Source organism: Streptomyces sp. NBC_01233 (genome assembly GCF_035989305.1).
Classification (GTDB): Bacteria; Actinomycetota; Actinomycetes; order Streptomycetales; family Streptomycetaceae; genus Streptomyces.
Genome location: NZ_CP108514.1, coordinates 891,119 through 914,720 on the forward strand (window position 1 = coordinate 891,119; position 23,602 = coordinate 914,720).

Annotated in this window: 21 protein-coding genes and 1 pseudogene; 10 read left to right on the forward strand and 12 right to left on the reverse strand. The window is 71.5% G+C overall.

Annotation, left to right across the window (positions count from 1 at the left end):
• Positions 1-5 precede the first annotated feature (5 nt).
• The 6 genes and pseudogenes from OG332_RS04515 to OG332_RS04540 all read right to left on the reverse strand — a co-directional run bounded on the left by OG332_RS04515 (position 6) and on the right by OG332_RS04540 (position 7,214).
• The gene (locus OG332_RS04515; protein ID WP_327412205.1) at positions 6-1,124 is read right to left on the reverse strand and encodes a cupin domain-containing protein; all 1,119 of its coding nucleotides are present in this window, start codon (positions 1,122-1,124) and stop codon (positions 6-8) included.
• The gene (locus tag OG332_RS04520; RefSeq protein WP_327412206.1) at positions 1,121-2,140 is read right to left on the reverse strand and encodes a carbon-nitrogen hydrolase family protein; all 1,020 of its coding nucleotides are present in this window, start codon (positions 2,138-2,140) and stop codon (positions 1,121-1,123) included. Before OG332_RS04520 ends, OG332_RS04515 begins: the two co-directional genes overlap by 4 nt.
• Before the next feature lie 12 nt (positions 2,141-2,152).
• Entirely contained in the window at positions 2,153-4,465 is a 2,313-nt protein-coding gene (locus OG332_RS04525) for an oxidoreductase (RefSeq protein ID WP_327412207.1), read from the reverse strand.
• The gene (locus tag OG332_RS04530) at positions 4,447-4,836 is read right to left on the reverse strand and encodes an acyl-CoA thioesterase (RefSeq protein ID WP_442816330.1); all 390 of its coding nucleotides are present in this window, start codon (positions 4,834-4,836) and stop codon (positions 4,447-4,449) included. Before OG332_RS04530 ends, OG332_RS04525 begins: the two co-directional genes overlap by 19 nt.
• Positions 4,837-4,983: 147 nt before the next feature.
• Positions 4,984-6,636, reverse strand: a pseudogene (locus tag OG332_RS04535) (AMP-binding protein); the annotation flags it as partial.
• 137 nt (positions 6,637-6,773) lie between these two features.
• Positions 6,774-7,214, reverse strand: a complete 441-nt coding sequence (locus tag OG332_RS04540) for an ATP-binding protein (RefSeq protein ID WP_327412208.1) — start codon at positions 7,212-7,214, stop codon at positions 6,774-6,776.
• Positions 7,215-7,444: 230 nt separating this feature from the next.
• On the opposite strand from OG332_RS04540, the gene OG332_RS04545 reads away from it, so the two are divergent.
• Together OG332_RS04545 and OG332_RS04550 are read left to right on the forward strand one after the other, a co-directional pair.
• Positions 7,445-8,398 (forward strand): alpha/beta hydrolase, encoded by a 954-nt coding sequence (locus tag OG332_RS04545; RefSeq protein WP_327412209.1) that lies wholly within the window; start codon positions 7,445-7,447, stop codon positions 8,396-8,398.
• 149 nt (positions 8,399-8,547) lie between these two features.
• Positions 8,548-9,318, forward strand: coding sequence for a phosphatase PAP2 family protein (locus OG332_RS04550; RefSeq protein ID WP_327412210.1), 771 nt, complete (start codon positions 8,548-8,550; stop codon positions 9,316-9,318).
• A 243-nt stretch (positions 9,319-9,561) separates the two neighbouring features.
• Here OG332_RS04550 and OG332_RS04555 read toward each other — a convergent pair whose 3' ends face one another.
• On the reverse strand, positions 9,562-10,725 hold the full coding sequence (locus OG332_RS04555) for an RNA-guided endonuclease InsQ/TnpB family protein (RefSeq protein ID WP_327412211.1): 1,164 nt from the start codon (positions 10,723-10,725) through the stop codon (positions 9,562-9,564).
• Between the two features lie 17 nt (positions 10,726-10,742).
• Between OG332_RS04555 and tnpA (OG332_RS04560) the strand changes: the two genes are divergently transcribed.
• Complete coding sequence (tnpA, locus tag OG332_RS04560) at positions 10,743-11,171, forward strand: IS200/IS605 family transposase (RefSeq protein WP_327412212.1); 429 nt, start codon at positions 10,743-10,745, stop codon at positions 11,169-11,171.
• Positions 11,172-11,233: 62 nt separating this feature from the next.
• On the opposite strand, the gene OG332_RS04565 is transcribed toward tnpA (OG332_RS04560), so the two are convergent.
• The 4 genes from OG332_RS04565 to OG332_RS04580 form a co-directional block, all read right to left on the reverse strand.
• Positions 11,234-11,575: a hypothetical protein gene (locus tag OG332_RS04565; protein WP_327412213.1), complete on the reverse strand. Its 342-nt coding sequence runs from the start codon at positions 11,573-11,575 to the stop codon at positions 11,234-11,236.
• Between the two features lie 181 nt (positions 11,576-11,756).
• Entirely contained in the window at positions 11,757-12,767 is a 1,011-nt protein-coding gene (locus OG332_RS04570; protein WP_327412214.1) for a LacI family DNA-binding transcriptional regulator, read from the reverse strand.
• Between the two features lie 56 nt (positions 12,768-12,823).
• The gene (locus tag OG332_RS04575; protein WP_327412215.1) at positions 12,824-14,461 is read right to left on the reverse strand and encodes a carboxylesterase/lipase family protein; all 1,638 of its coding nucleotides are present in this window, start codon (positions 14,459-14,461) and stop codon (positions 12,824-12,826) included.
• A gap of 115 nt (positions 14,462-14,576) precedes the next feature.
• A complete protein-coding gene (locus OG332_RS04580) occupies positions 14,577-15,203 on the reverse strand; it encodes a phosphatase PAP2 family protein (RefSeq protein ID WP_327412216.1) in 627 nt (208 codons plus the stop codon).
• 1,060 nt (positions 15,204-16,263) lie between these two features.
• Between OG332_RS04580 and OG332_RS04585 the strand changes: the two genes are divergently transcribed.
• Positions 16,264-16,824 (forward strand): MFS transporter, encoded by a 561-nt coding sequence (locus OG332_RS04585; RefSeq protein ID WP_327412217.1) that lies wholly within the window; start codon positions 16,264-16,266, stop codon positions 16,822-16,824.
• A gap of 42 nt (positions 16,825-16,866) precedes the next feature.
• On the opposite strand, the gene OG332_RS04590 is transcribed toward OG332_RS04585, so the two are convergent.
• The gene (locus tag OG332_RS04590; protein ID WP_327412211.1) at positions 16,867-18,030 is read right to left on the reverse strand and encodes an RNA-guided endonuclease InsQ/TnpB family protein; all 1,164 of its coding nucleotides are present in this window, start codon (positions 18,028-18,030) and stop codon (positions 16,867-16,869) included.
• 17 nt (positions 18,031-18,047) lie between these two features.
• Between OG332_RS04590 and tnpA (OG332_RS04595) the strand changes: the two genes are divergently transcribed.
• The 6 genes from tnpA (OG332_RS04595) to OG332_RS04620 all read left to right on the forward strand — a co-directional run bounded on the left by tnpA (OG332_RS04595) (position 18,048) and on the right by OG332_RS04620 (position 23,586).
• Positions 18,048-18,476 (forward strand): IS200/IS605 family transposase, encoded by a 429-nt coding sequence (gene tnpA / locus OG332_RS04595; RefSeq protein WP_327412212.1) that lies wholly within the window; start codon positions 18,048-18,050, stop codon positions 18,474-18,476.
• A complete protein-coding gene (locus OG332_RS04600) occupies positions 18,371-19,165 on the forward strand; it encodes an MFS transporter (RefSeq protein ID WP_327412218.1) in 795 nt (264 codons plus the stop codon). Before tnpA (OG332_RS04595) ends, OG332_RS04600 begins: the two co-directional genes overlap by 106 nt.
• An 11-nt stretch (positions 19,166-19,176) precedes the next feature.
• On the forward strand, positions 19,177-20,340 hold the full coding sequence (locus tag OG332_RS04605) for an IS701 family transposase (protein WP_327419109.1): 1,164 nt from the start codon (positions 19,177-19,179) through the stop codon (positions 20,338-20,340).
• 168 nt (positions 20,341-20,508) lie between these two features.
• On the forward strand, positions 20,509-20,673 hold the full coding sequence (locus OG332_RS04610) for a hypothetical protein (RefSeq protein WP_327412219.1): 165 nt from the start codon (positions 20,509-20,511) through the stop codon (positions 20,671-20,673).
• A 164-nt stretch (positions 20,674-20,837) separates the two neighbouring features.
• Positions 20,838-21,761, forward strand: a complete 924-nt coding sequence (gene surE / locus OG332_RS04615) for a 5'/3'-nucleotidase SurE (protein WP_327412220.1) — start codon at positions 20,838-20,840, stop codon at positions 21,759-21,761.
• Between the two features lie 202 nt (positions 21,762-21,963).
• Positions 21,964-23,586, forward strand: coding sequence for a carboxylesterase/lipase family protein (locus OG332_RS04620; protein ID WP_327412221.1), 1,623 nt, complete (start codon positions 21,964-21,966; stop codon positions 23,584-23,586).
• Positions 23,587-23,602: the final 16 nt, after the last annotated feature.

The following is a 23,602-nucleotide window of genomic DNA, read 5'->3' on the forward strand; positions in this document are numbered from 1 at the left end:
GTGGGTCAGGCGGCGGTGACGGGCTGGTGCCCGCCGTTGTCGGCGTACGCCTCTTCCCGGTGGAAACCGAGCGAGCGCATGACGGGGAAGTCGTTGAAGGAGAAGAGGCAGGCGTCCTCGGCCGGGTCGAGGTTGTGGTGCTCGTGCCAGGCCCAGGAGGGGACGCAGAAGATGTCGCCCTGCTTCCACTCGAAGCGCTGTCCGGCGATCACCGAGACTCCGCGGCCCTTGGCTGCCGTGTAGATCACCGAGCCGGTGTGGCGGTGGGCGAGGGTGGCCTGGCCGGGGCGCAGCAGCTGCATGTGCGCGCCCATGGTGGGCATGACCGGCCCGCCCGTCACCGGGTTGGTGTACTCGGCGATGACCCCGTCGTAGGGGGAGCCCTCGGTCGCCTCGGCGAGGCCCCGCAACGCCTCGTAGGTGGGCTCCCAGGGGTAGGCGAGCAGCGGGGAGTACGGCCGGGTCCACTTCTCCACCCCGTACGGCAAGAGGTTCGCTCCGTAGGTCAGGACCGAGGAGTTGATCACCTTCCCCGGGGTCTGGTACAGCTCGGGGTGGACCTCGTAGAAGCCGGCGTCCAGGGCGTTGACCAGCGGGATGTCGAGTCCGTCCTGCCAGATGACGGGGCCGTCCTCGGCGTCGTTCCCGTGCTCGTGCCAGGTGCCGTTCGGGGTGATGGCGAAGTCGCGGGGGCCGACCTTGAGCTTCTGGCCGTCGACGATCGTCCAGGCCCCGGTGCCCTCGTGGACGAAGCGCAGGGCGGCGGCCTGGTGGCGGTGGGCGGTCATGGCCTCGCCGGGGCCCATGATCTGCAGGCCGGTGTAGAGGAGCCCCGCCGCGGCGCTGACCTCCTTTCGGCCCGGGTTGACGAGCATGACGACGCGGCGGCCGGCGTCGTCGCCCTTGACGAGGCCGAGGGCCTTGAGGACGTGGGGGCGCAGCTCCTCGTAGCGCCACAGCACGGGCACGGACCGGGGCTGTGGGTACCAGGGCTCGATGTCGTTGGCCACGGTCCACAGGGCGCCGGCGTCGAGGGCGCCGAGCTCGTCGTAGTACGCGGTGAGTTCGGGGGTGTCGGAGACCCGGGCGCGGCCGAGCATGGTGTCGTCCTGCTCGCTGGTCATGCGTCCTCCTCAGGGGCGGCGGTGTCGGTGAAGGGGGCCGGGGGCACGGTGAAGGTCACGGGCAGCCGGGGGCGGTTGTCGACTTCGAGGCGGAAGATGTCGAAGCGGTTGTAGTGACCGGTGATGTCGTGCATCTGCTTGGGTTGGATGCACCGGGCGAGGTCGATCTCGCCGTAGACGATCCCCTCGTCGTCCACGAGGGGTTCGGTGACCGGGCGGCCGTCGGGGCCGAAGATGCCGGACAGTGCGCTGCGGGGACGGGTGAACTGCTTGCGCAGTTCCTCGTCGTCCCCGGCGAGCATGTCGACGATCTCCGGGGAGACGGTGGAGCAGGCGACGACGGAGAAGACCTTGCCCTCGAAGCTGTGGGCGGCGGTGCGGACGGCGATCGCGTCGGCCATGTCGTAGTCGGCGGGGGCCACGGGCAGGGCGATGTAGCAGGAGGCGTGGACGAGTTCGCCCTGCGCGAGGAGGGTGAAGCGGGCCAGGGTGTTGGTGTTCTCGCCGCAGGCGAGCGCGCCGAGGGGGCCGACGGGTGTGCGGTGGACGACGAGTGAGCTGCCGTCCCCGCCGGTCCAGGTGAGCTTCTCGGCCCAGGTCGGCACCAGTTTGCGGTGGACGCCGAGGAGGGCGCCGTCGGGTCCGATGGTCAGCAGGGTGTTGTAGAGGACGCCGAGGCTGTGCGGGGCACGCTCGTTGACCCCGATGACGAGGACGATCCCGTGCTGGCGGGCCGCCGCGCGCAGGGCGTCGACGTGCGGGCCGGGGATGTCGACGGAGGACCGCTGGAGGCGCTCGAACCAGGGGGAGCCCTGGACCGGGTTCATCGTCCAGTTCCAGTAGGGGTAGCCGGGGACGAACACCTCCGGGAATACGACGAGTTCGGCTCCGTGGACCGCGGCCTCGGCGATCAGGGCGACGGCCTTGTCGACGGTGGCGGCGGGGTCGAGGTAGACGGGTGCGGCCTGGACGGCCGCCGCCGTGAATCGGGGCAGGTTCTCCCTGTCCGTGGGCATGGGAACCTCCGGCTATCGGGGGACGGGAGCGGGCGCCGGGGCGGCGGCGCGCGGCAGCCAGCGGCGGTGGGCGGACGCGGCGGGCTGCCGCAGGAGCTCGAGGCGGGGCGGGATCCGGTCGGTGCGGGCCGACGGGGGCCGGCCGCTGCCGGCCCGCCAGGCACGCGCCCAGGGTGCGGCGGGGCCCTGGTAGCCCTGGGCCGCGGCGGCGTGCAGGGTCCACAGCGGGTCGTGGATCTGCGCGCGGCCGACGCCGCACAGGTCCGCCCGGCCGGCCAGGATGATCGAGTTCACGTCGTCGTAGGTGGAGATCGCGCCGACCGCGATGGTGGGGACCCCGGTGGCGTTGCGGATGAGGTCGGCGTACGGGGTCTGGTAGCTGCGGCCGTAGCGGGGCCGCTCGTGGGAGACGACCTCGCCGGTGGAGACGTCGACCGCGTCGGCGCCCGCACCGGCGAGCGCCCGTGCGATCGCGACCGCGTCGGCCTCGCTGGTGCCGCCCTCGGCCCAGTCGGCGGCGGAGATCCGCACGAGCAGCGCCTTGCCGGCCGGCCACACCTCCCGTACGGCACGCAGTACTTCGAGCGGCAGCCGCAGCCGGCCTTCGAGGTCGCCGCCGTACTCGTCGGTCCGCCGGTTCGTCAGCGGGGACAGGAAGCCGGAGAGCAGGTGACCGTGCCCGTACTGGAGTTCCAGTACGTCGAAGCCGGCCCGGTCGGCGCGCCGGGCCGCGCTCGCGAAGTCCCGTACGAGAGCGTCCATGTCGGCCCGGTCGGCCTCGCGCGGCACGGGGCTCCGCTCGTCCCAGGCCAGCGGGGAAGCGGCGATCGGCTGCCGGTCGTGCGCGGCCGCGCGGCGTCCGGCGTGCGTGAGCTGGATGCCGAGGCAGGTGTCGGACTGGCCGTGGACGAAGCCGGTGATGCGCCGCCAGGCCGTTTCCTGCTCGTCGTTCCACAGGCCGGGGCAACCGGGGGTGGCCCGGCCGTCGGCGCTGACGGCCGTCATCCCGGCGAGGACCAGGCCGGCGCCGCCGAGGGCCTGCGTACTGAGGTGGACGAGGTCGAAGTCGCCGGGGACGCCTTCGCGCGCGGTGTGCAGGGCGGTGGGCGGGACGACGACCCGGTTGCGCAGCAGCAGTCCGCCGAGCGGGTAGGGCCGGAACATCGGCGGCACGGTCGAGGAGCGGTTGACCGCGGTGGTGAACTTCTCGTCGCGCACGCGCAGGTTGTCGTAGGTGACGCGGCGGCTCCGGGTGAGGAGGTTGAAGGCGAACTGGTGCGGGTCCTGGCCGGTGTAGCGGTCGATGTGCTCGAACCACTCCAGGCTGGCCTGGGCGGCGCGCTGGGTGGACTCCACCACCGGCCTGCGCTCCTCCTCGTACGCGGCGAGCGCGGTCGGCACGTCCGGGTGTTCGTGCAGGCTGGCGGCGAGGACGAGGGCGTCCTCCATGGCGAGCTTGGTGCCGGAGCCGATGGAGAAGTGCGCGGTGTGGGCGGCGTCCCCGAGGAGGACGACGTTCTCGTGGCGCCAGGTGCGGTTGCGGACCGTGGTGAAGCGGAGCCACTTGGAGTTGTTGGGGAGGAGGCGGTGGCCGTCGAGGTGGTCCGCGAGGAGTTCCTCGCAGCGCCGGATGCTGTCCTCGTCGCTGGTGCCCGGCGGGTGGTCGAGGGCGGCGAACTCCTCGAAGCCGGCGCGCCGCCACGCCTCCTCCTCCATCTCCACGATGAAGGTGGAGCGGGTGGCGTCGTAGGGGTACGCGTGCACCTGGAGGGTGCCGAAGTCGTGCTCGTCGACGATGAAGGTGAACGCTTCGAAGACCTTGTCCGTGCCCAGCCACATGTAGCGGCCGGTGCGTTCGTCGAGGTCGGTGCCGAAGGTGTCGGCGTAGGCGGCGCGGGTGGCCGACCGTACGCCGTCGCACGCCACCACCAGGTCGTAGGACGCGGCGAGTTCGGCGGCGGGCGGGGCCTGGGTGCGGTAGCGGACGTCCACCGCCAGGGCGGCGCAGCGCTCCTGGAGGATCCGCAGCAGGTGCCGGCGGCCGAGGGCGGCGAAGCCGTGCCCGCCCGAGGTGAGGGTGGAGCCCCGGTAGCGGACGTCGACGTCGGTCCAGCGGGCGAACTCGGCGGACATGGCCGCGTGGATCTCGCGGTCGGCCTGGGCGATGCCGTCGAGCGTCTCGTCGGAGAAGACGACCCCGAAGCCGAACGTGTCGTCGGGGGCGTTGCGTTCCCAGACGGTGACCTCCCAGTGCGGGGAGAGCTGCTTGGTGAGGGCCGCGAAGTACAGTCCGCCGGGCCCTCCTCCTATGACTGCGACGCGCACGCCGTACCTCCTGGTGATTGCGCGGGTTCCGCGCGGGTGGTGAGCAGTTCGGGTTCCTGCGGCCCCGCCGTGCCCAGCCGTTCCCGTACGTCGGCGGGCCAGGGGGTCGACCCGGTCGCGTGGGAGGCCGAGTGGGCGATGACCATGCGGCCGGTGGCCGCCTCCACGCCCTGTTCGCCGCGCACGGTGAAGGCGTAGTGCAGGGAGGCCGAACCGACCTTGGTGACCTGCAGTTCGGTGCGCACCGCGTCCCCGAACCAGAGCCGGGCCCGGTAGTCGGCCTCGAAGTGGACCCGGGGCGTGCTGCCGAACAGGTGGGACAGGCCGAGGCGGTGGAGCAGGACGGCCTCGGCCGCCTCGACCCAGCGCACGACGGTGGAGTGGTGGTAGTGGCCGGCCGCGTCGGTGTCGGTCCATTCGACGCGGCGTTCGACGACGACGCTGGGCGGCAGGGGCGCCGGGGCGGACGGAGGTGCCGCCGGGGCCAGTGCCGCCGGGGCCAGTGCCGCCGCGGAGAGGGCGCGCTCGCGCAGTGCGCCGCGCCGGAGCTTCCCGGTGCCGGTGCGCGGCAGTTCGGTGACGAATTCGACGGCGCGCGGGTACTTGTACGGGGCGATCGTCTGCTTGACGTGGTCCTGGAGCTCACGGACGGTCCCCTCGGCCGCCGGGACACCGGCGCCCAGGACGACGTAGGCCTTGACGACCATGCCGCGCCGCGTGTCCGGGGCTCCGACGACCGCGCACTCCTCCACGTAGGGGTGGGTGGCGAGGGCCTTCTCCACCTCGGGGCCCGCGATGTTGTAGCCGGAGGAGACGATCATGTCGTCGCTGCGGGCGACGTACCAGAAGTAGCCCTCCGCGTCGCGGATGTAGGTGTCGCCGGTGATGTTCCAGCCGTTCCTGACGTACGAGGCCTGGCGCGGGTCCGCGAGGTAGCGGCAGCCGGTCGGGCCGGTGACCGCCAGCAGGCCGGGCTGTCCGTCGGGGACGGGATCGCCGTGCTCGTCGACGACGGCGGCGCGGTAGCCGGGGACGGGGCGGCCGGTGGAACCGGGCCGGATGTCCTCGTCGGCCGCGGAGATGAAGACGTGCAGCATCTCGGTGGCGCCGATGCCGTCGATGATGCGCAGCCCGGTGGCGGCGTGGAACTCGTGCCAGACCGCGGCCGGCAGCGCTTCCCCGGCGGACACGCAGCGGCGCAGCCCGGCCAGCCGGTCCACCGCCCCTGCCTCCATGATCGCGCGGTAGGCCGTGGGCGCGGTGAACAGCACGGTCACGCCGTGGGCCGCGACGAGTTCGGCCAGTTGCAGCGGGGGCGCCTGCTCGATCAGCAGGGTGGCTGCCCCGGCGTAGAGGGGGAAGACCACCAGTCCGCCGAGCCCGAAGGTGAAGGCGAGCGGCGGTGTGCCGGTGAAGACGTCGTCCGGGCGGGGCTTGAGGACGTGCCGGGAGAAGGTGTCGGCGTTGGCGAGCACGTCGCGGTGGAAGTGCAGGGTCGCCTTGGGGCGACCGGTCGTGCCGGAGGTGAAGGCGATCAGCGCCACGTCGTCCGCGGCGGTGGCCACGGTGTCGAACCGGCCGTCCTTGGCCGCGCAGCGCGCGGTCAGGTCCGTCGGTCCGGGACCGCCGTAGGTGAGGACGGGCAGGTCCGGCAGCTCCGGCAGGTCCGGCAGGTCCGGCGAGTCCGCCCCGCCGGGGCGGCGGGCCGGGTCGAGCTCGTCGGCGTAGCGGTGGTCGCACACGGCGAGCAGGGGCCGGCTGATGTCGGTGAGCTCGGCGAGCTCGGACGCGCGGAGCATCGGCATGGTGGTGACGGCGACCCCGCCGGCCTTCAGGACCCCGAACCACGTCGCGACGAGCCAGGGGTTGTTGGGGCCGCGCAGCAGGACGCGGTTGCCGGGCACGAGGCCGAAGTCCTCGGTGAGGACCTGGGCGACCTGGTTGGCACGGTGCTGCAGTTCGCCGTAGGTCCAGCGCTCGGTCGGGGTGAGCAGACAGGGGCGGTCGGGGCCCAGCCGTTCGACGGCGTCGTCGAGCAGGCGCTGAGCGCAGTTGAGCCGGTCCGGGTAGTCCAACTCCGGTAGTTCGAAGTGGAGTTCGGGCCAGAGAGCGAAGGGCGGCAGCCGGTCCCGACAGAAGGAATCGGCATGCACGGAAGGGGAGAGCTCCATGGGGCGGCACCTCAATCAGGGAGCAGCGGGGAGATGGGGAGCAAGATATGTCGAATATTTGGCGTCCGTCAACATCTCGCGATATCCAAGAGGCGAGGCGGCGGTGCACACCCCCGGCCCCTCCCCCGGTCGCCGCCTCAGACCGCGGGAATGCACACCCGGACCGACTTCCCGAACTCATGTGCCGTGACGGAGAGTTCGCCACCCAGCTCGGCCGTCAGCAGCTGCACGATCAGCAGTCCGCGCCCACCTTCGGACTCCGGGTCGATCTCGGCGCGCGGAGCGGGCAGCCGCGGCAGGCCGGCGCCCCGATCGGCGACCTCCAGCCGGAGCCAGCCCCCGCCGACGGCCACGCCGACCCGCATCCGGCCGGCTCCCGCGTGCCGGACGACGTTGCCGACGAGTTCACTGACGGCCAGCAACAGGACGTCGACCGCGTCACAAGGGACCCGCCAGTCTTCGAGCGCGGCGCGCACGCGGGCCCTGACCTGCGGGACACTCGCGGCGACGGGGTCGGCGACCCAGTGGACGAAGCTCCGCACCGCGGGAGGAGCGGAACTGCCGGTGGTGGTGAGCATGAGGCGCTCCGGAGAGGGGGAAGGCGGCGCGTCCACTGGTGCGTCTCGTGTAACTGCTCCAGAAGTCAGATCCCCTCTGGGCTTGTAGTCAGCGGAAATGCGTCGCTAGAGTCCGTGATTACACGTGTAACAAGCTACGCCTCCCCCGGCGACTCGCGCAAGCATTTCGGACATACGACGCGAAGCCTGCACGCCGCCCCCGCCGGGACCGCCGCATTGGAAGGGCCGCAATGACGCAATCTCCTCCCACCGAGTTCGATCTCGCCGACATGACCTGGCCGCCCCCGCCGTACCAGTCCCCCGTGCCGCCCGTGACCGGCGCGGACGGCGTGCGCCGGTTCGACGGGGTCACGTACGCGACCACCCCCGGCTACCGCCCCCGCCTGCTCGACGTCCAGGTGCCCGCGGGCGAGGGGCCGTTCCCGGCGGTCGTCTGGATCCACGGCGGCGGCTGGCTGGACGGCGACCGCCGCTACCCGCCGCCGACCGTGCCCGCCGCGCTCCTGCACGGGGCGGTACTGTCGGCCGGACTCGCACTCGTCTCCATCGACTACCGGCACAGCCTCGAAGCGCCCTTCCCGGCCCAGCTGCACGACGTGAAGGCCGCGATCCGCTACGTCCGCGCGTTCGCCGGCACCCTCGGCATCGACCCGGACCGGATCGGCGTCTGGGGCGAGTCCGCGGGCGGCCACCTGGCGGCGCTCGCCGGACTCGTCGGCCCCGACAGTCCGCAGGCCGCGGCGCTGGAGGGCACGCACGGCGTCGGCTCCGGCGACACCGGGGTCCTCGCGGTCGTCGACTGGTACGGCGTCTCCGACCTGGTCGCCCTGGCCGCGCACCCCATGCCGGCCATGCCGTCCGGGATGGAGTTCCCCGATCCCTACGAGGCGCTGCTGGGCGCCTCCGTGGCCGAGAATCCGGAGGCCGCCCGCACGGCGAGCCCGGTGACGTACGCCGGGGACGCGACCCCGCCGCCGTTCCTGCTGGTGCACGGGACCCGGGACGGCCTGGTGCCGTACAGCCAGAGCGAGGTCCTCGCCGAGGCCCTGAAGGGCGCCGGGGGCGAGGTCACCCTGCAGCCCGTGGACGGCGCCGACCACATCTTCCTCGGAGCCCCGGACATCACGCCGATCGTCGAGGAGAGCGTGGCCTTCCTGGCCCGGCACCTCGGCGCGGGGGCCTGACGGCCGGTCCCGCGGACGCGTTCCGCCGCGGGGGCGCGGCCCGGCCGCGCCTCCCGCGTTCCCTCGAACGCCTCCCCCGCTCCTCCCCTCCCCCTCCCTTCAGAGCACACACGGCCGCGGGCGCTCCCGCGGCCGCGAGAGGCACAGCCATGCCCGGCACTCCGGTCACCACCCCGAACGACAGACCCGACGGCCCCCGCGCAGCCGCCCGCCGCGCCGGGCCCGGGGCGTCCCCGCGCCGCGGCCGCGGCGTCCTCGTCGCGGCCCTCCTGCTCCTGACGGCCGCCGTGGCGCCGGGCCTCGTGGTCCGGTCCGACGTCACGCATCCGCCCTTCCAGGGGCTGGACGAACGCTGGCTGGTCTGGATGGGCGGTCCCCACGAGGGCCCGTACCTGGCCGCCGCCACGGCGCTGGACTGGTTCGGCGGCCCGGTCGGCGCCCTCGTCCCGCTGACCCTGCTGGCCGTGCTGCTCGTCCGCAGGCGCTGGGCGTCGGCCGGCTTCCTGCTCGCCGGCTACCTCGGCGGCAACATGCTCGTCGTACAGGGACTCAAGCACCTGGTGGACCGGCCGCGACCGGCCGACCCCCTGGTCCGTGTCGACCACGGCTCCTTCCCGTCCGGCCACGCGGCCACGGCGGCGCTCCTCGTCGTCACCGTGGGCGTGCTCCTGGTCCCCGCCGCCCGTCGGCGGGCCTGGTGGTTCGGGGGCGCGGCCTTCACTCTGGCCATGATGTGGAGCCGCACCTGGCTGCACGCGCACTGGCTCACCGACACGGCGGCCGGCGCCGCCGCGGGCGCGGGCGCGGGCCTGCTGGTGTGGTGGCTCTTCCAGCCGGCCCTCGCCCGGGAACGCGTACGTGCCCGCGACCGTCGGGGGGCGGCCGCGGGCACGGGCTCGGTGGTGACCGACGGCGGATGACCGCCCGAGGTCCACGCCTCACACCGAGGCGGCGAAGCGCCCCGTGTCCCCCACAGCAGGTGCGGGCGCCACGGGGCGCTTTCCGTCTCCAGGCCCGCCGTGGCCGTCCTCAGACGGCGAGCGGGAAACCGGCGGTCCGCCTCTTGTTGCTCTTGAGACCGTCAACTTGACCCGGTCCTGAAGGGCCGGGCTTGGAGGTAGCGCCCAACTGGCTGCTGGGTTGGCTCCTCCGTCCAGACACCCCTATGGGGTGGCAGGGACGCGTGACTCACGCCCCGCTGTCCACACGGTCTCGCCCTTGCGGCGGATGTTGTGGGACGCGTTGTCGTCCGCGTGCATGAGGGCCCCGCAGGACCGGCACGCGAGCGTCGCTTGATCGGCGCGGTTGCGCCGGTCGATGTGGCCGCACTCGGAGCATTGCCGGCTGGTGTACGCCGGATCGACGTACACCAGCGGCACCCCGGCCCGCTTCGCCTTGTACTCAACGAAGGCGGCGAGCTGGTGGAAGCTCCACGAGTGCAGGGAGGTCCGCTGGTCCTTGCGGAGCCGTACCCGGCTTCGGATGCCCGTGAGGTCTTCCAGGGCGATACCGGAGCCGGTGCGTTCAGCGGTGGTGACGATGGTCTTGGAGACGATGTGGTTGACGTTGGCGGTGTGCCGGGCTTCCTTGCGGGAGCGCTTCTTGAGGAGGCGCTTCGCGGACTTGGTGCCCTTGGCCTGCAACTTCCTGCGCAGATCGAGCTGTCGTTTCCGGTGCCGGTTCAAGCCGCGACCGGCGGCCCGGTAGCCGGTGGAGGTGGTGGCGATGTTGGCGATGCCGAGGTCGACTCCGATGAACCCGTCAGGCTCGTACTGCTCGGCCTCGGGGATGTCGCAGACGGCGATCAGGTAGAACACGCCGTCGCGTTCGATCAGGTCGGACTCGCCCTTGCGGTGCTCGCGGAGCATCTTGAGCGCGTCCGGGGAGCAGGCGAAGCGAACGCTTTTGAGCCGTCCGGCCGTCGTCCAGATCGACACGGTTCCGGCGTCGTACTGCCAACTCAAACACCGGTCGTCGTACGGCTGCGCGGCCTGGGGCCGGAACGTGATCGGCTTCGACTCCGCCTTGACCCTGCGCTTCGATCCCGGCTTGCCCAGGTTCCCGGCCGTGATGTTCGCCTTCAACGTGGTGTAGGCGTCACGGGTCTTCTTGATGACGTGCTGAGCGGCTTGCGCCCCGAGCCCGCGCGCCTTCAACTCGGCGTAGGTGTGCTTGCGCAGCTCGTACTCACGCGGCACACCGTGCTCGAACGCCACACCGGACACCCAGCACGCGGCCTCGTTGACCGTGCGCAGGGTGGAGCGCAGCGCGGCGGCCTGCTCGGCCTCCGGCAACAGCTTCACCTGCGCCACGATCTTCACACCCATGATCGTAGCATTGGTCTATGTCACCACGCTGGGAGCCAAACCCCAACACTCGTAGGGGTAGAACCGTCGTCTACAGCCTCCATGCACACTTGGTCTTCACACCAAAGTATCGGCGCGGCCCGTTCACGGACGAGATCCTGACGCGCTGCGAAGAAGTCATGCGGGCCGTCTGTGCCGACTTCGAGACCGAACTGGTCGAGTTCAACGGCGAGCACGACCACGTGCACCTCCTCGTGCACTACCCGCCGAAGGTCGCCCTGTCCCGCCTGGTCGGCTCCCTCAAGGGCGTATCAGCCCGCAGGCTCCGGCAGGAGTTCCCCGACCACATCCGCAAGTACCTGTGGGGAGATCACTTCTGGTCGCCGTCCTACTTCGCGGCGTCCTGCGGCGGCGCACCGCTGGCAATCATCAAGGAGTACATCGAGCAGCAGAAACGTCCGCGTTAGCCTGCGGGTCAGAGCAGTCCAGAGAAGCGATTCCTCCCGGGCCTGAAGGCCCGGGTTCCTCGCTAGACATGCTGAATACCGCGGACGTGGTGGACCACCGCGTAGATCTCCTCGCCGCCGGACTCGGTCCCGAGCTGATCGCGGGTGCGCAGGATGGAGAACGTTCGCGTCTCCTCGGTCGACTGCGGGAAGAAGAACCTTGGTTCCAGATCGAACAGGCGATCGTCACCGCCGCCGAGGACTTCCCCCTTGTCGCTTTCGAACAGCGCAACGCTGTCGAACCAGCCCTCCGGGAAGAGCAGTTCGTTCGGCGCATAGAAGATGGTGTACGAAACCTGGATCTCATAAAATCCGGTGCCCGTGTTGACGATCCCGAGGGTGGGCGTGTCCTTGTAACCAGACATGGCGCATTTCCTTCGTCGAGAAACAGCGGGATGCCGTCCGGCCGCATTGCCGGCGGGATGCTGCTTCGATCCGTGGTCCCAGTAGGCCCCGGGGCGGCCCGTCCGGTCACGTCGCTGGAATTCGTCGCTTGACACCGCGGCCCGCGGCTGCGGCGTGCCTGCGCACGCGGATGGCCCTCGCTCAGGAGGTCAGGCGGGGCACCAGGACGGCTTCCACGGCCGGGACCGGCACCGCCGTACCCGTCTCGATCAGCTCGTGCAGGGCGCCCGCGATCTGCGCCGCCGACGGCATGTCCAGCCGGACCGTGGTGAGCGCGGGCTGCTGGAGTGCGGAGAGGACGAGGTCGTCACAGCCGACGAGGGCGACCTCGTCCGGTACGACGATGCCCTCGGCCTGCAGCGCGTGCAGCAGCAGCGCGGCGTACTCGTCGTTGTACGTGAAGACGGCGTCCAGCCCGAGGCTGCGCCAGCGTCGGGCGAGAGCGCTCGCGGACTCCCGCGTGTAGGCCAGTTCCACCGGGGTGACGGTCGCCATGTGCCGGGCCGCGACGGACTCTGCGCCCGCGAGGCGCGGTTGCGCGAGGGTGGCGAGGCCCCTCTCCTGGGGCATGACCACGCCGATCCTGGTCCGGCCGCGCTCGATGAGGTGCTCGGCCGCGGTGGCGCCGATGTGGGTGTGGTCGAAGCCGATGGTGTGCACGCCCTCGACGGGGTGGGACGCGAAGGCCAGCAGGCCGCGCACTCCGGCGCGGCCCAGCAGCTCGGCCGCCTGGGGGGTGAAGCGGTCGCCGTCCAGCGCGACGACGGCCGCGGGGCGCAGCTCGGCCCAGGCACGGGCGGCGTCGACGGGGTCGGCGAAGCGGCCCGCGTGGAGCACGGCCGTGTAGCCGAGGCGGTCCAGCTCGCTGTGCAGGTCGTCGACCCAGTCGCTGACGAGGCGGCCGATCGCGGAGATCGACGAGGGCATCAGGACGAGGTTGCTGCGGCCGGCGCGCAGGGACCGGGCGGCGGCGTGCGGTACGTAGCCGAGCTGCCGCGCCGCGTCGAGCACCCGGGCCCGGGTGCCCGCACTGACCCGGTGGCCCTGGGTGTCGTTGAGGACGAAGGAGACCGTGGCGCGCGACACCCCGGCGAGGCGGGCCACGTCGGCGCTGGTGATCGACGCGGGGACGGCGTGTGTCTCTTTGGCCATGACGTCCCTCGATGCTCCTTCTGCGCTGCTTGCTCCTTGCTTTCAGGTTACACGAGTTAGGTCAAGGGAGCGGAGGTGTGCACAGACGTGCGGGCGGGGCCGTGCAGGAGCCGGGAGGCGCCCGCAAGGTCGCCGAGCGCGGTGACGACGGAGTCGAAGCGCATCGTGGTGCGCGCGTCGCTGTCGTACGGCTGCCAGTGCGGCAGGTCCGGATGGTTCGGGTCGCCGGTGCGGACGAAGGCGATCCAGGCCCGGTGCATGGCGTACGCGAGGCCGTCGCGGACGGCGGGAGCGAGGCCGTCGCGGATCGCGGGAGCGAGTCCGGCCAGGAAGGGCGCGTGCGCCCACTGGTCGAAATTGTCGAAGACGAAGGGGAGTTCGAGGCAGTGCGCGGCGCCGAGCCGGCCCTCGTGGGCGGGGGTGGGCAGGTCGAACTGGTAGGCCCAGACGGGGTTGCCCGATGCGGCCCTGGCCTCGGCCAGCCGGACGGCGGGGACCCGGAAGAGCTCGTCGGTGATGAGGTCCATGAGCACGTCGGCCGGACGCGCGCCGGGCCGGGCGTGCTCGTACGCCGCGTACACATCGGCCGCGGCTTCGGTCCCGAAGGTCTCCGCGATCCGGTCGGTCACCTGCTCCCGGGTGGCGGCGGCGTACCCCTCGTCGAGGGCGAATCCGAAGTTGGCCTCTTCCCTCGTCCAGCCGATCATGACGTCGATGCCGGCCGCCGCTCCGTTCAGCAGCGCCTGCGCCGGGTGGCTGCGGAGGGTGATCCCGTCGATCACGGGCAGGAAGGGCGTGGGCCAGTACCCCCACCGCATCGTCTGCGCGAAGAGTCCGGCGGCCGCCCCGATCAGCTCCTGCCACGGCAGGGTGCGCAGCTCGGCCAGATCCTTGGCGCCTGCCAGCTCCAGGTAGGCGGCGGTGCGCTCCAGGTAGTCGTCCGGGGCGGGGAGGTCCAGGCCGAAGGGCGGGCTCTGCAGGACCACCCGCCGGATCAGCCCCTGCGTCTCGGGGTGTCCGGCGAGGGCGGCGGTGGACACCGCGCCGCCCGATTGTCCGGCGACCGTGATGAGCTCCGGGTCGCCGCCGAAGGAGGTGATGTTCTCCTTCACCCAGCGCAGGGCGGCGAGCTGATCGGAGAGCCAGTGGTTGGCGCCCGCGCCGCTCGCGCTGTGCACGTCGCCACCCTCGGCCCCGTCGCCCGCCTCACCCTCCTCGCCCTCACCGGTGTAGAGGTAACCCAGTGGCCCGATGCGGTAGTTGATGCTCACGACGACGAGATCGCCGTCGCGCGCGAAGGTCTCGCCGGAGTAGCCGGGCAGCGAGCCGGAGCCGGACACGAAGCCGCCGCCGTGGATCCAGACGAGCACCGGGCGGCGCCCGCCGTCGGCGGCGGGCGTCCAGACGTTGAGGGTCAGGCAGTCCTCGTCGAACGGCGGCGACCCGTGCCCGCCGAGGACCGGGTCGCCGCCTTCCCGGTACATCTGCGGTGCACTCGGGCCGTCGGCGGTGGCGTCCCGCGTGCCGCTCCAGCCGGCGTGCGGCTGCGCGGGCCGCCAACGCAGGTCGCCGACCGGAGGTGCGGCGTAGGGCACGGCCCGGAAGACGGTGACTCCGCGCTCGGTCGCGCCGCGCAGGCGCCCCGCGGGGAGGTCCACCACCGTCGTCTGGTCCTGACCTGGGGAGTGGGGCATGAGCCGGTCCTTCCTGAGTGCAGCGCACCGGATGCGCGAGCACAGCGAGACTATGGCGCAAATTTAGCGTCCGTCAATACTGCACGATATATTGAGGCTCCTTCCGGGTCCCGCCTCACAGCCACAGGCTGTCCGAGGCCATCCGCTCCGCCTCGACCTCCAACAACGGCTTGAAGACCCGCCACAGCACGAGGCAGGCTCCCGCGCCGAGGAGCACGCCGGCGAAGGTGTCGCTGAGCCACTGGGCGTGCAGCCAGGTACGGCTCCCCATCATGGCGAGGACGTACGAGGCCCCGATCGCCCACCACCAGCGTCGCGCACGGGGCGGGAACACGACCACCGCGACCACGATCACGAGCGTCACCGCGCTGAACACCTGCCCGGAGGGGTACGAGCCGTCGTTGACCAGGACCCACGGGTGCGGCGGACGCGGGCGGTCGGCCAGTTGCTTGAGCGGCAGGACGAGGAAGACGTTGGTGACGACGGCCGCCGAGAGGACGAACAGCCCCGAGCGCCAGCGCCCGTAGACGCAGAGGCAGCCGATCAGCGCGAGCGGCAGGACCAGGCCGAACGGGCCGCCGAGCCGGTCGAGGAAGAGGGCGGCCCCGCCGAGCCCGTCCGACCCGCCGGATTCCTCGGCCGAGGAATCGTTCACCGAGGCGGCCCAGCGGTCGTCGAGCTCCTGGAAGAAGGGCTGCTGGTCCATCCGGAGCAGCAGCGCGACCAGGAGCGCGAGGAGCAACAGGCCGGCCCCGAGGGCGAGCGCGTGGCGCGGTGGGGCGGCGGGGAGGTGGTGCCGGGGAGGGCGGGAGGGGCGGGAGGGGCGGGGCGGGCGAGGTGGCGGCGTGAGGGAGGGCGAGGGGAACATGGCGGGCCTTTCACGGTCGTCTCCCCAGGCGGTGGGGGCACGCGGAGAGCAGGCACGGAAATGGGGAGGGGGAGGAAGCGGCGGGGGCGGGCGGAAGCGTGGGAGGAACACAGGGAGACGGGAGACGGGAGACGGGAGACGGGAGACGGGAGACGGGAGACGGGAGACGGGAGACGGGAGACGGGAGACGGGGGACGGGGGACGGGGAGCGGAAGGCGCCAGGAGCGGGGGGCGCCGGGCCGCGGGGTACGGCCGAGGGGCTGCCCGCCGACCGGACCGGATCGGGGCCACCTCCGGTCCGGCGGATCACGAGGCGGACGAAGGAGTCCGCGCGGCGGGGCGCCTGCCGGCGGTGGCCGGGGAGAGGACGCGTGCCGGCTTCGCGAGCCCGGACCGATCGGCGGGGGCGCCCCTGAAGGACGCCCTGAGGTCCGGGTCGGCCCGCCGTGCCTGGTGGGCGCGCTCGCCACGTGGCACGAGCGGGAGCGGATACCGGCCGCGGGTACGAGTACGGGCTGCGACGTCGTGCAGACACCGCCGGCCACGCCCCGCCGTCCGGGCAGGACGCCCTTCGGCGACGGATAGTCGCGGTGCGGCACGGAGTATTGCCCATGCGTGACGGCCGCCACAAGTGCAAGAGAGTTTTTCGACACATCAGCCCTGCACAGCGACCTCAACGCGGTGGTTACACGTCTTTGCATCGCAACCCCGCAGTCGGTCACGATCTGCGCAACGACCGACCTCAACCCCTGGCGGAGCCCAGAAATGGGTGCTACACAGTCTCCAACGCACTTGGTGACACGTGTAACAACATCAAGAAGACCGCGGTCGTCCGCCCCACCCCCGGTGACACCGCCGCCCGGCCTCCGCTCGCGGGGCGCCCCGCTCCCCCCACGCACCGCCACCTCCCCGCTCCGTCCCCCGAGGAGTCGTCATGGCCACGCCCGAAGCCGTCGATACGCCCGTACCCCCGATGCCGGAACCCGTCCGCCAACGAGGGCTGCTGCCCCTGCTGCTGGTCGCCAACTCCGCTTTGATGGCCGTCTACATGGGTGTCGGCTCCGTCCTGCTGCCCACTCAGATCGCCGCGATCGCCCCCGATGACAAGGTCGCCGTCCTGGGACTGATCGGCGGCATCAGCGCGATCTTCGCCACCGCCTTCAACCCGATCGCCGGAGCCCTCTCCGACCGCAGCGGCCGCCGCAACCCCTGGATCCTGGGCGGCGGCCTGGCCTCGCTCGCCTGTCTGGGCCTGCTCGGCAGCGTGAACACCGCGCTGCTCGTCGGCATCGGCTGGTGCCTGATCCAGGCGACCATGAACATCTACCAGGCCGCGGTCACCGCGATCGTCCCGGACCGGATCCCCGCCGCCCGGCGCGGCACCGCGTCCGCTCTGGTGGGGCTCGGTCTGCCCATCGGCGGCACGGTCGGCGTGCTCGTAGCCTCGAACACCTGTCAACTTGACCCGGTCCTGAAGGGCCGGGCTTGGAGGTAGCGCCCAACTGGCTGCTGGGTTGGCTCCTCCGTCCAGACACCCCTATGGGGTGGCAGGGACGCGTGACTCACGCCCCGCTGTCCACACGGTCTCGCCCTTGCGGCGGATGTTGTGGGACGCGTTGTCGTCCGCGTGCATGAGGGCCCCGCAGGACCGGCACGCGAGCGTCGCTTGATCGGCGCGGTTGCGCCGGTCGATGTGGCCGCACTCGGAGCATTGCCGGCTGGTGTACGCCGGATCGACGTACACCAGCGGCACCCCGGCCCGCTTCGCCTTGTACTCAACGAAGGCGGCGAGCTGGTGGAAGCTCCACGAGTGCAGGGAGGTCCGCTGGTCCTTGCGGAGCCGTACCCGGCTTCGGATGCCCGTGAGGTCTTCCAGGGCGATACCGGAGCCGGTGCGTTCAGCGGTGGTGACGATGGTCTTGGAGACGATGTGGTTGACGTTGGCGGTGTGCCGGGCTTCCTTGCGGGAGCGCTTCTTGAGGAGGCGCTTCGCGGACTTGGTGCCCTTGGCCTGCAACTTCCTGCGCAGATCGAGCTGTCGTTTCCGGTGCCGGTTCAAGCCGCGACCGGCGGCCCGGTAGCCGGTGGAGGTGGTGGCGATGTTGGCGATGCCGAGGTCGACTCCGATGAACCCGTCAGGCTCGTACTGCTCGGCCTCGGGGATGTCGCAGACGGCGATCAGGTAGAACACGCCGTCGCGTTCGATCAGGTCGGACTCGCCCTTGCGGTGCTCGCGGAGCATCTTGAGCGCGTCCGGGGAGCAGGCGAAGCGAACGCTTTTGAGCCGTCCGGCCGTCGTCCAGATCGACACGGTTCCGGCGTCGTACTGCCAACTCAAACACCGGTCGTCGTACGGCTGCGCGGCCTGGGGCCGGAACGTGATCGGCTTCGACTCCGCCTTGACCCTGCGCTTCGATCCCGGCTTGCCCAGGTTCCCGGCCGTGATGTTCGCCTTCAACGTGGTGTAGGCGTCACGGGTCTTCTTGATGACGTGCTGAGCGGCTTGCGCCCCGAGCCCGCGCGCCTTCAACTCGGCGTAGGTGTGCTTGCGCAGCTCGTACTCACGCGGCACACCGTGCTCGAACGCCACACCGGACACCCAGCACGCGGCCTCGTTGACCGTGCGCAGGGTGGAGCGCAGCGCGGCGGCCTGCTCGGCCTCCGGCAACAGCTTCACCTGCGCCACGATCTTCACACCCATGATCGTAGCATTGGTCTATGTCACCACGCTGGGAGCCAAACCCCAACACTCGTAGGGGTAGAACCGTCGTCTACAGCCTCCATGCACACTTGGTCTTCACACCAAAGTATCGGCGCGGCCCGTTCACGGACGAGATCCTGACGCGCTGCGAAGAAGTCATGCGGGCCGTCTGTGCCGACTTCGAGACCGAACTGGTCGAGTTCAACGGCGAGCACGACCACGTGCACCTCCTCGTGCACTACCCGCCGAAGGTCGCCCTGTCCCGCCTGGTCGGCTCCCTCAAGGGCGTATCAGCCCGCAGGCTCCGGCAGGAGTTCCCCGACCACATCCGCAAGTACCTGTGGGGAGATCACTTCTGGTCGCCGTCCTACTTCGCGGCGTCCTGCGGCGGCGCACCGCTGGCAATCATCAAGGAGTACATCGAGCAGCAGAAACGTCCGCGTTAGCCTGCGGGTCAGAGCAGTCCAGAGAAGCGATTCCTCCCGGGCCTGAAGGCCCGGGGTTCCTCGCTAGACATGCTGAACACCTGCGCACCGGCTATCTGATCCTCGGCGCGATCGTCGCCGTCTCCGCGCTGCTGCTCACCGGATTCTGCCGGGACGTCCCGCGCACCGAGTCCGCCGCCAAGGCGCCGACCGCGCCCAAGCGCGCCCAACTGGCCGCCTTCCTCTCGGCCTTGGGCAACCACGACTTCCGCTGGGCCTTCATCGGCCGCGCCCTGATGGTCCTCGGCTACTTCGCCGTCGTCGGGTACCAGCTGTACATCCTCGACGACCACATCACGCTGCCCGCCGGACTCACCCCGCCGGCCGCGATGGCCGTCCTCACCCCGGTGTCGATGGTCGCGATGGCCCTCTCCACCGTGCTGGGCGGGCTGCTGTCCGACCGTCTGGACCGCCGCAAGGTGTTCGTCGGCGTATCGGCCGCCCTCGCCGGGCTGGTCATGGTGGTTCCCGTAGTCAGCCCGACGTGGACCGGCATGCTCGTCTTCAGCGCCCTCAACGGCCTCGCCTTCGGCTGCTTCATGGCCGTGGACACCGCGCTCGTCACCCTGGTGCTCCCTAGTACTGCAACCGCATGTGGCGTGACGGTCGGTGAGGTTGCTCGTTGTTGTGACTGTGTGATGAATCGCTGACGGTTGAGCAGATCGAGTCGTGGTCCGAGGGTGTAGCGGGGTTGCATGCCCGGTTCGGGCATCGTTTTGGCAGGTCGGAGCCACGTGATCGGGCTCTGGACTACATGACGGGCCTGCTTGCGCCGCTAGAGAAGAAGAACGGGTGGACGCTGGCCGAGCAGGTCGGCCAGCTCCGCCCGGACGGTGTGCAACGCCTGCTCAACCACTCCGAATGGGACGAGAACGCGGTCCGCGACGATGTCCGGGACTTCGTCGTGGAGACCATCGGCGCCAAGGATGGCGTGCTCATCGGGGACGACACCGGGTTCCTGAAGAAGGGCACCAGGTCAGCAGGGGTCCAGCGGCAGTATTCCGGCACCGCTGGCCGCACCGAGAACTGCCAGATCGGCACCTTCCTCGCCTACGCATCCGCCAAAGGGCGGGCGCTGATCGACCGGGAACTCTACGTCCCGAAGTCCTGGACGGACGACCGCGACCGCTGCCGGGCAGCCGGGATCGACGACACCGTGCCGTTCGCCACGAAGATCGAGCACCTCAAGTGGATGCTGCAACGCGCCATCGACGCGGCTGTTCCCTTCGCCTGGGTCACCGCGGACGAGGCATACGGGCAGGTCAAACACTTCCGTGCCTGGCTGGAAGAACGCCAGGCCGCGTATGTGCTGGCCACCAAGGTCAACGACACCGTGATCACCGCCGACGGCCGCGACGCGCGCGTCGACGAGCTGATCGCGGCCCTGCCGAAGCAGGCATGGAAGCGGATCTCCGCCGGAGCAGGCGCCCACGGCCAGCGGATCTACCACTGGGCCCGCGTCGCGATCCGGCCCACCTGGGAGGGCGGATCCGGGCACTGGGTGCTCGCCCGCCGCAACCTGTCCGACCCCACCGACATCGCCTACTACGTCTGCTACGGCCCCGTCACTTCCCGGCTGAAAGACCTGGTCAGGACCGCCGGAGCCAGGTGGGCGGTGGAGGAGTGCTTCCAGACCGCGAAGGGTGAATGCGGGCTCGACCACTACCAGGTGCGGCTCTACCGGGCCTGGTACCGGCACATCACCCTCGCCATGGCCGTCCTGGCCTACCTCACGGCCATCCGTGCCGCAGAAGCCGCAAAAGGGGCAGCGGAGACGACGAGCAAGACCTCATACCCCTCAGCGTCCCGGAGATCCGCCGGATGATCGGGCACGTCGTCCTCACGCCCCGCTGCCACACCAACGAGCACCGTCTCCACTGGTCACACTTCCGACGCCGCAGCCAGGCCCGAGCCCGCCGCTGCCATTACCAACGCCGAGGCCACGACCCACACATGCGGTTGCAGTACTAGGGCCGAGGACGCTGCCCGCGACATGGGCGTGCTCAACATCGCGAACGCGGGACCGCAGATCATCGCCCCCTTCGTCGCCTCGGCCGTCGTCACCGCACTGGGCGGCTACACCCCGCTCTTCCTCGTCGGCGGAGCCCTCTCCCTGATCGGCGCGCTCGCGATCCTCCCGATCCGCAGCGTGCGCTGACCGCCCTCCTCCGGGCCCGCTCCCCCGGACCCGCTCCGGGCCCGTCCCGCGGGACCGGGTCCGGCCGGAACTCCGGCGGGCGCGCGCCGAGGGTCGCGCGCCCGCCGGGCTGCACCACGCACCACCGCTCACCCTCACCTCCCTCCGCTCTGAAGGAGCACTCTGTGAGACGCAAGCGAGTCCTGCCGCTGGCCGCCCTGATGCTGTGCACACCGGCGCTGGCCGGCACGGCACCCGCGGTCGCCGCGCCGCAGACCGCGCCCGCGGCGGCGGACGCACCCGCCGGCCCGTTGCGGATCCTGCTCACCAACGACGACGGCTACAACGCGCCGGGCATCCGCAAGGCCTTCGAGCGGCTGACCGCCGCCGGGCACGACGTCACGATCGTCGCCCCGGTCACCAACCAGAGCGGCACCGGCACCAAGATGATGAGCGCCCCCGCGATCTCGGTGAAGCACCCCGAGCCGAAGGTCTGGGCCGTCGACGGCACTCCGGGCGACTCCGTCGCCTTCGGGCTGGCCGAGGTTTTCGCCGGGAAGGCCCCCGACCTGGTCGTCTCCGGCACCAACTTCGGCCCGAACGTCGCCGGGCTCGCCACCCACTCCGGTACGGTCGGCGGTGCCGTCGCCGCTCTGGAGTCCGGCGTGCCGGCCATCGCGCTGAGCACCGGCGGCCTGAGCGCGCCCGACCCGGTCACCACGGTCAACGCCATGGGGCCCACGCTCGATTTCGCGGTCAAGCTGATCGACCGGCTGCGGGTCCGGGCACGGTCCGGTCCCCTGCTGCCCAAGGGAGTCGGCCTGAACGTCAACCACCCTGTCGTCGGTGCGGACGGCAAGGGCACGGCCGCCGGTGTGGCCACCACCTTCCAGGACCCGCAGAACTTCCTCGAGCCGGACTTCACCGACGCGGGTGACGGCACCTGGAAGGTGACCGTGAAGGTGGCCCTGAAGCCCGCCGCCAAGGGCGGCGACATCGAGGCGGTGGCCGCCGGCAAGATCGCCGTCAGCCCGATGAACTCCGACTGGAACACCGGACCGGCGGACCACGCCGTGACCTCGGCCCTGATCACCGGGCTCCGTCCGTAGGACCGCGGACCGGCCGGGGGCGGAGCGGGCACACGGCTCCGCCCCCGGCCGCACCCGAGGCCGCCGAGGCCCCCGAGCCGGAGGCAGAAGCCCGAGGTCCGAGGTCCGAGGCCGCCCCGGCAGGAACGTGCCACACCCCGAACGCACCCGCACGCACCCGCTCACACCCGTGCGCGCACTCCGCACGACTCCAGGAGGACGGATGAAGAGGCCCGGCAACCGGCTGTCTTCGGCAAGATCCCTGCTCGGCACGGCCCTCGCACTGGTGACCCTGCTCGCCTCGGCGCTTCCGGCGGCGGCCTCGCCGCCCTCACCCTCGGCATCGGCCGACGGTTCGCCGCGCCCGGTCGTCGCCGTGGCGCAGGGCAACCTGCGCGGTCAATCACGCGACGGTGCACAGGATTTCCTCGGTGTCCCCTACGCCGCTCCGCCGGTCGGGAACGCGCGGCTGCGGGCACCTCAGCCACCGCCCCGGTGGAACGGGGTGCGCGAGGCCGCGCAACAGGCGCCCGCGTGCCTGCAGTTCTCGCCGTTCGGCCTGGCCGATCCGCAGGCCGTCAGCGAGGACTGTCTGTATCTGGACGTCTACCGGCCCCGGACCGCCCGCCCCGGAGCCCGGCTCCCGGTGATCCTCTGGATGCACGGGGGTGCGTACAGCCAGGGAACGGGCACGCAGTTCGGCGGGCGCACCATGGCCGATCTCACCCAGAGCGTGGTCGTCAGCATCAACTACCGGCTGGGACAGCTCGGTTATCTGGCCCTTCCCGGGCTGGGCCGGGAGAACGCCCGGCGTTCCGGGTCCTTCGGCCTGATGGACCAGCTCGCGGCGCTGCAGTGGACCCGGCAGAACGTCGGCGCGTTCGGCGGGAATCCGGGCAACGTGACGATCTCCGGGCAGTCCGCGGGCAGCGGTTCCGTCTGCGCGCTGCTGGCCGCCCCCTCGGCCGCGGGCCTCTTCCACCGGGCGGTGCTGCAGAGCGGTCCGTGCACCCTGCTGCGTACGCCGGACGGCGCGGCTGCCGAGGGGCAGGCGCGGTCCTTCGCCGCCCGCGCGGGATGCACCGTTGCGGAGGAGGCGGCCGCCTGCCTGCGCGCCGCCTCAGGGGCGGCGCTGGTCGAGGCGGCCCGTACGCTGCCCACCCCGGGCCCGGCGTCCGGTGACGGCCTGCTGCCGCTCCCACCCGCGCAGGCCATCGGAGACGGCACGTGGAACAAGGTGCCGGTACTCATCGGGAGCACCCGCGCCGAGGCCCGTTTCTTCGTCGCGCTGACGCAGCCGCGGCTGACGGCGGAGCAGTACACGGCGCAGATCCTGGCGGACCACGGGGCTGCGGGCCCCGAGGTGCTGGCCCGCTATCCGGTCGCGGCGCACGGCTCGCCGTACCTGGCGCTGTCGGCCGTCATGACGGACTCGACCTTCGCGTGCCACACGGCGTGGACCGCTCAGCTCTTCGCTTCCCAAGTTCCGACGTACGTCTACGAGTTCGACGACCCGCAGTCGCCCACCCTCGCCGGGGCGCAGGTGCCGGGCCTGGACGAGTCGAACGCGCACAGCGCGGAGCTCGCCTATCTGCACGACTTCACCATGGGCGAACGCCCGCTGACCCCGGTCCAGACCGCGCTCGGCACCCGGATGAAGCGCTACTGGGCCGCGTTCGCACGCTTCGGCGCTCCGGTCGCAGCGGGTCAGACACCGTGGCCGGCGGCCGGCGCCGCCGCCGGTACGGTCCTCACCCTGAATCCGTCGGCGACGCGGACGACCTCGTCCTTCGGCGAGGACCACCAGTGCTCCTTCTGGCGGACCCAGCCTCCCCGGCCCCTCTGATCCGTTCCGGGCGCCC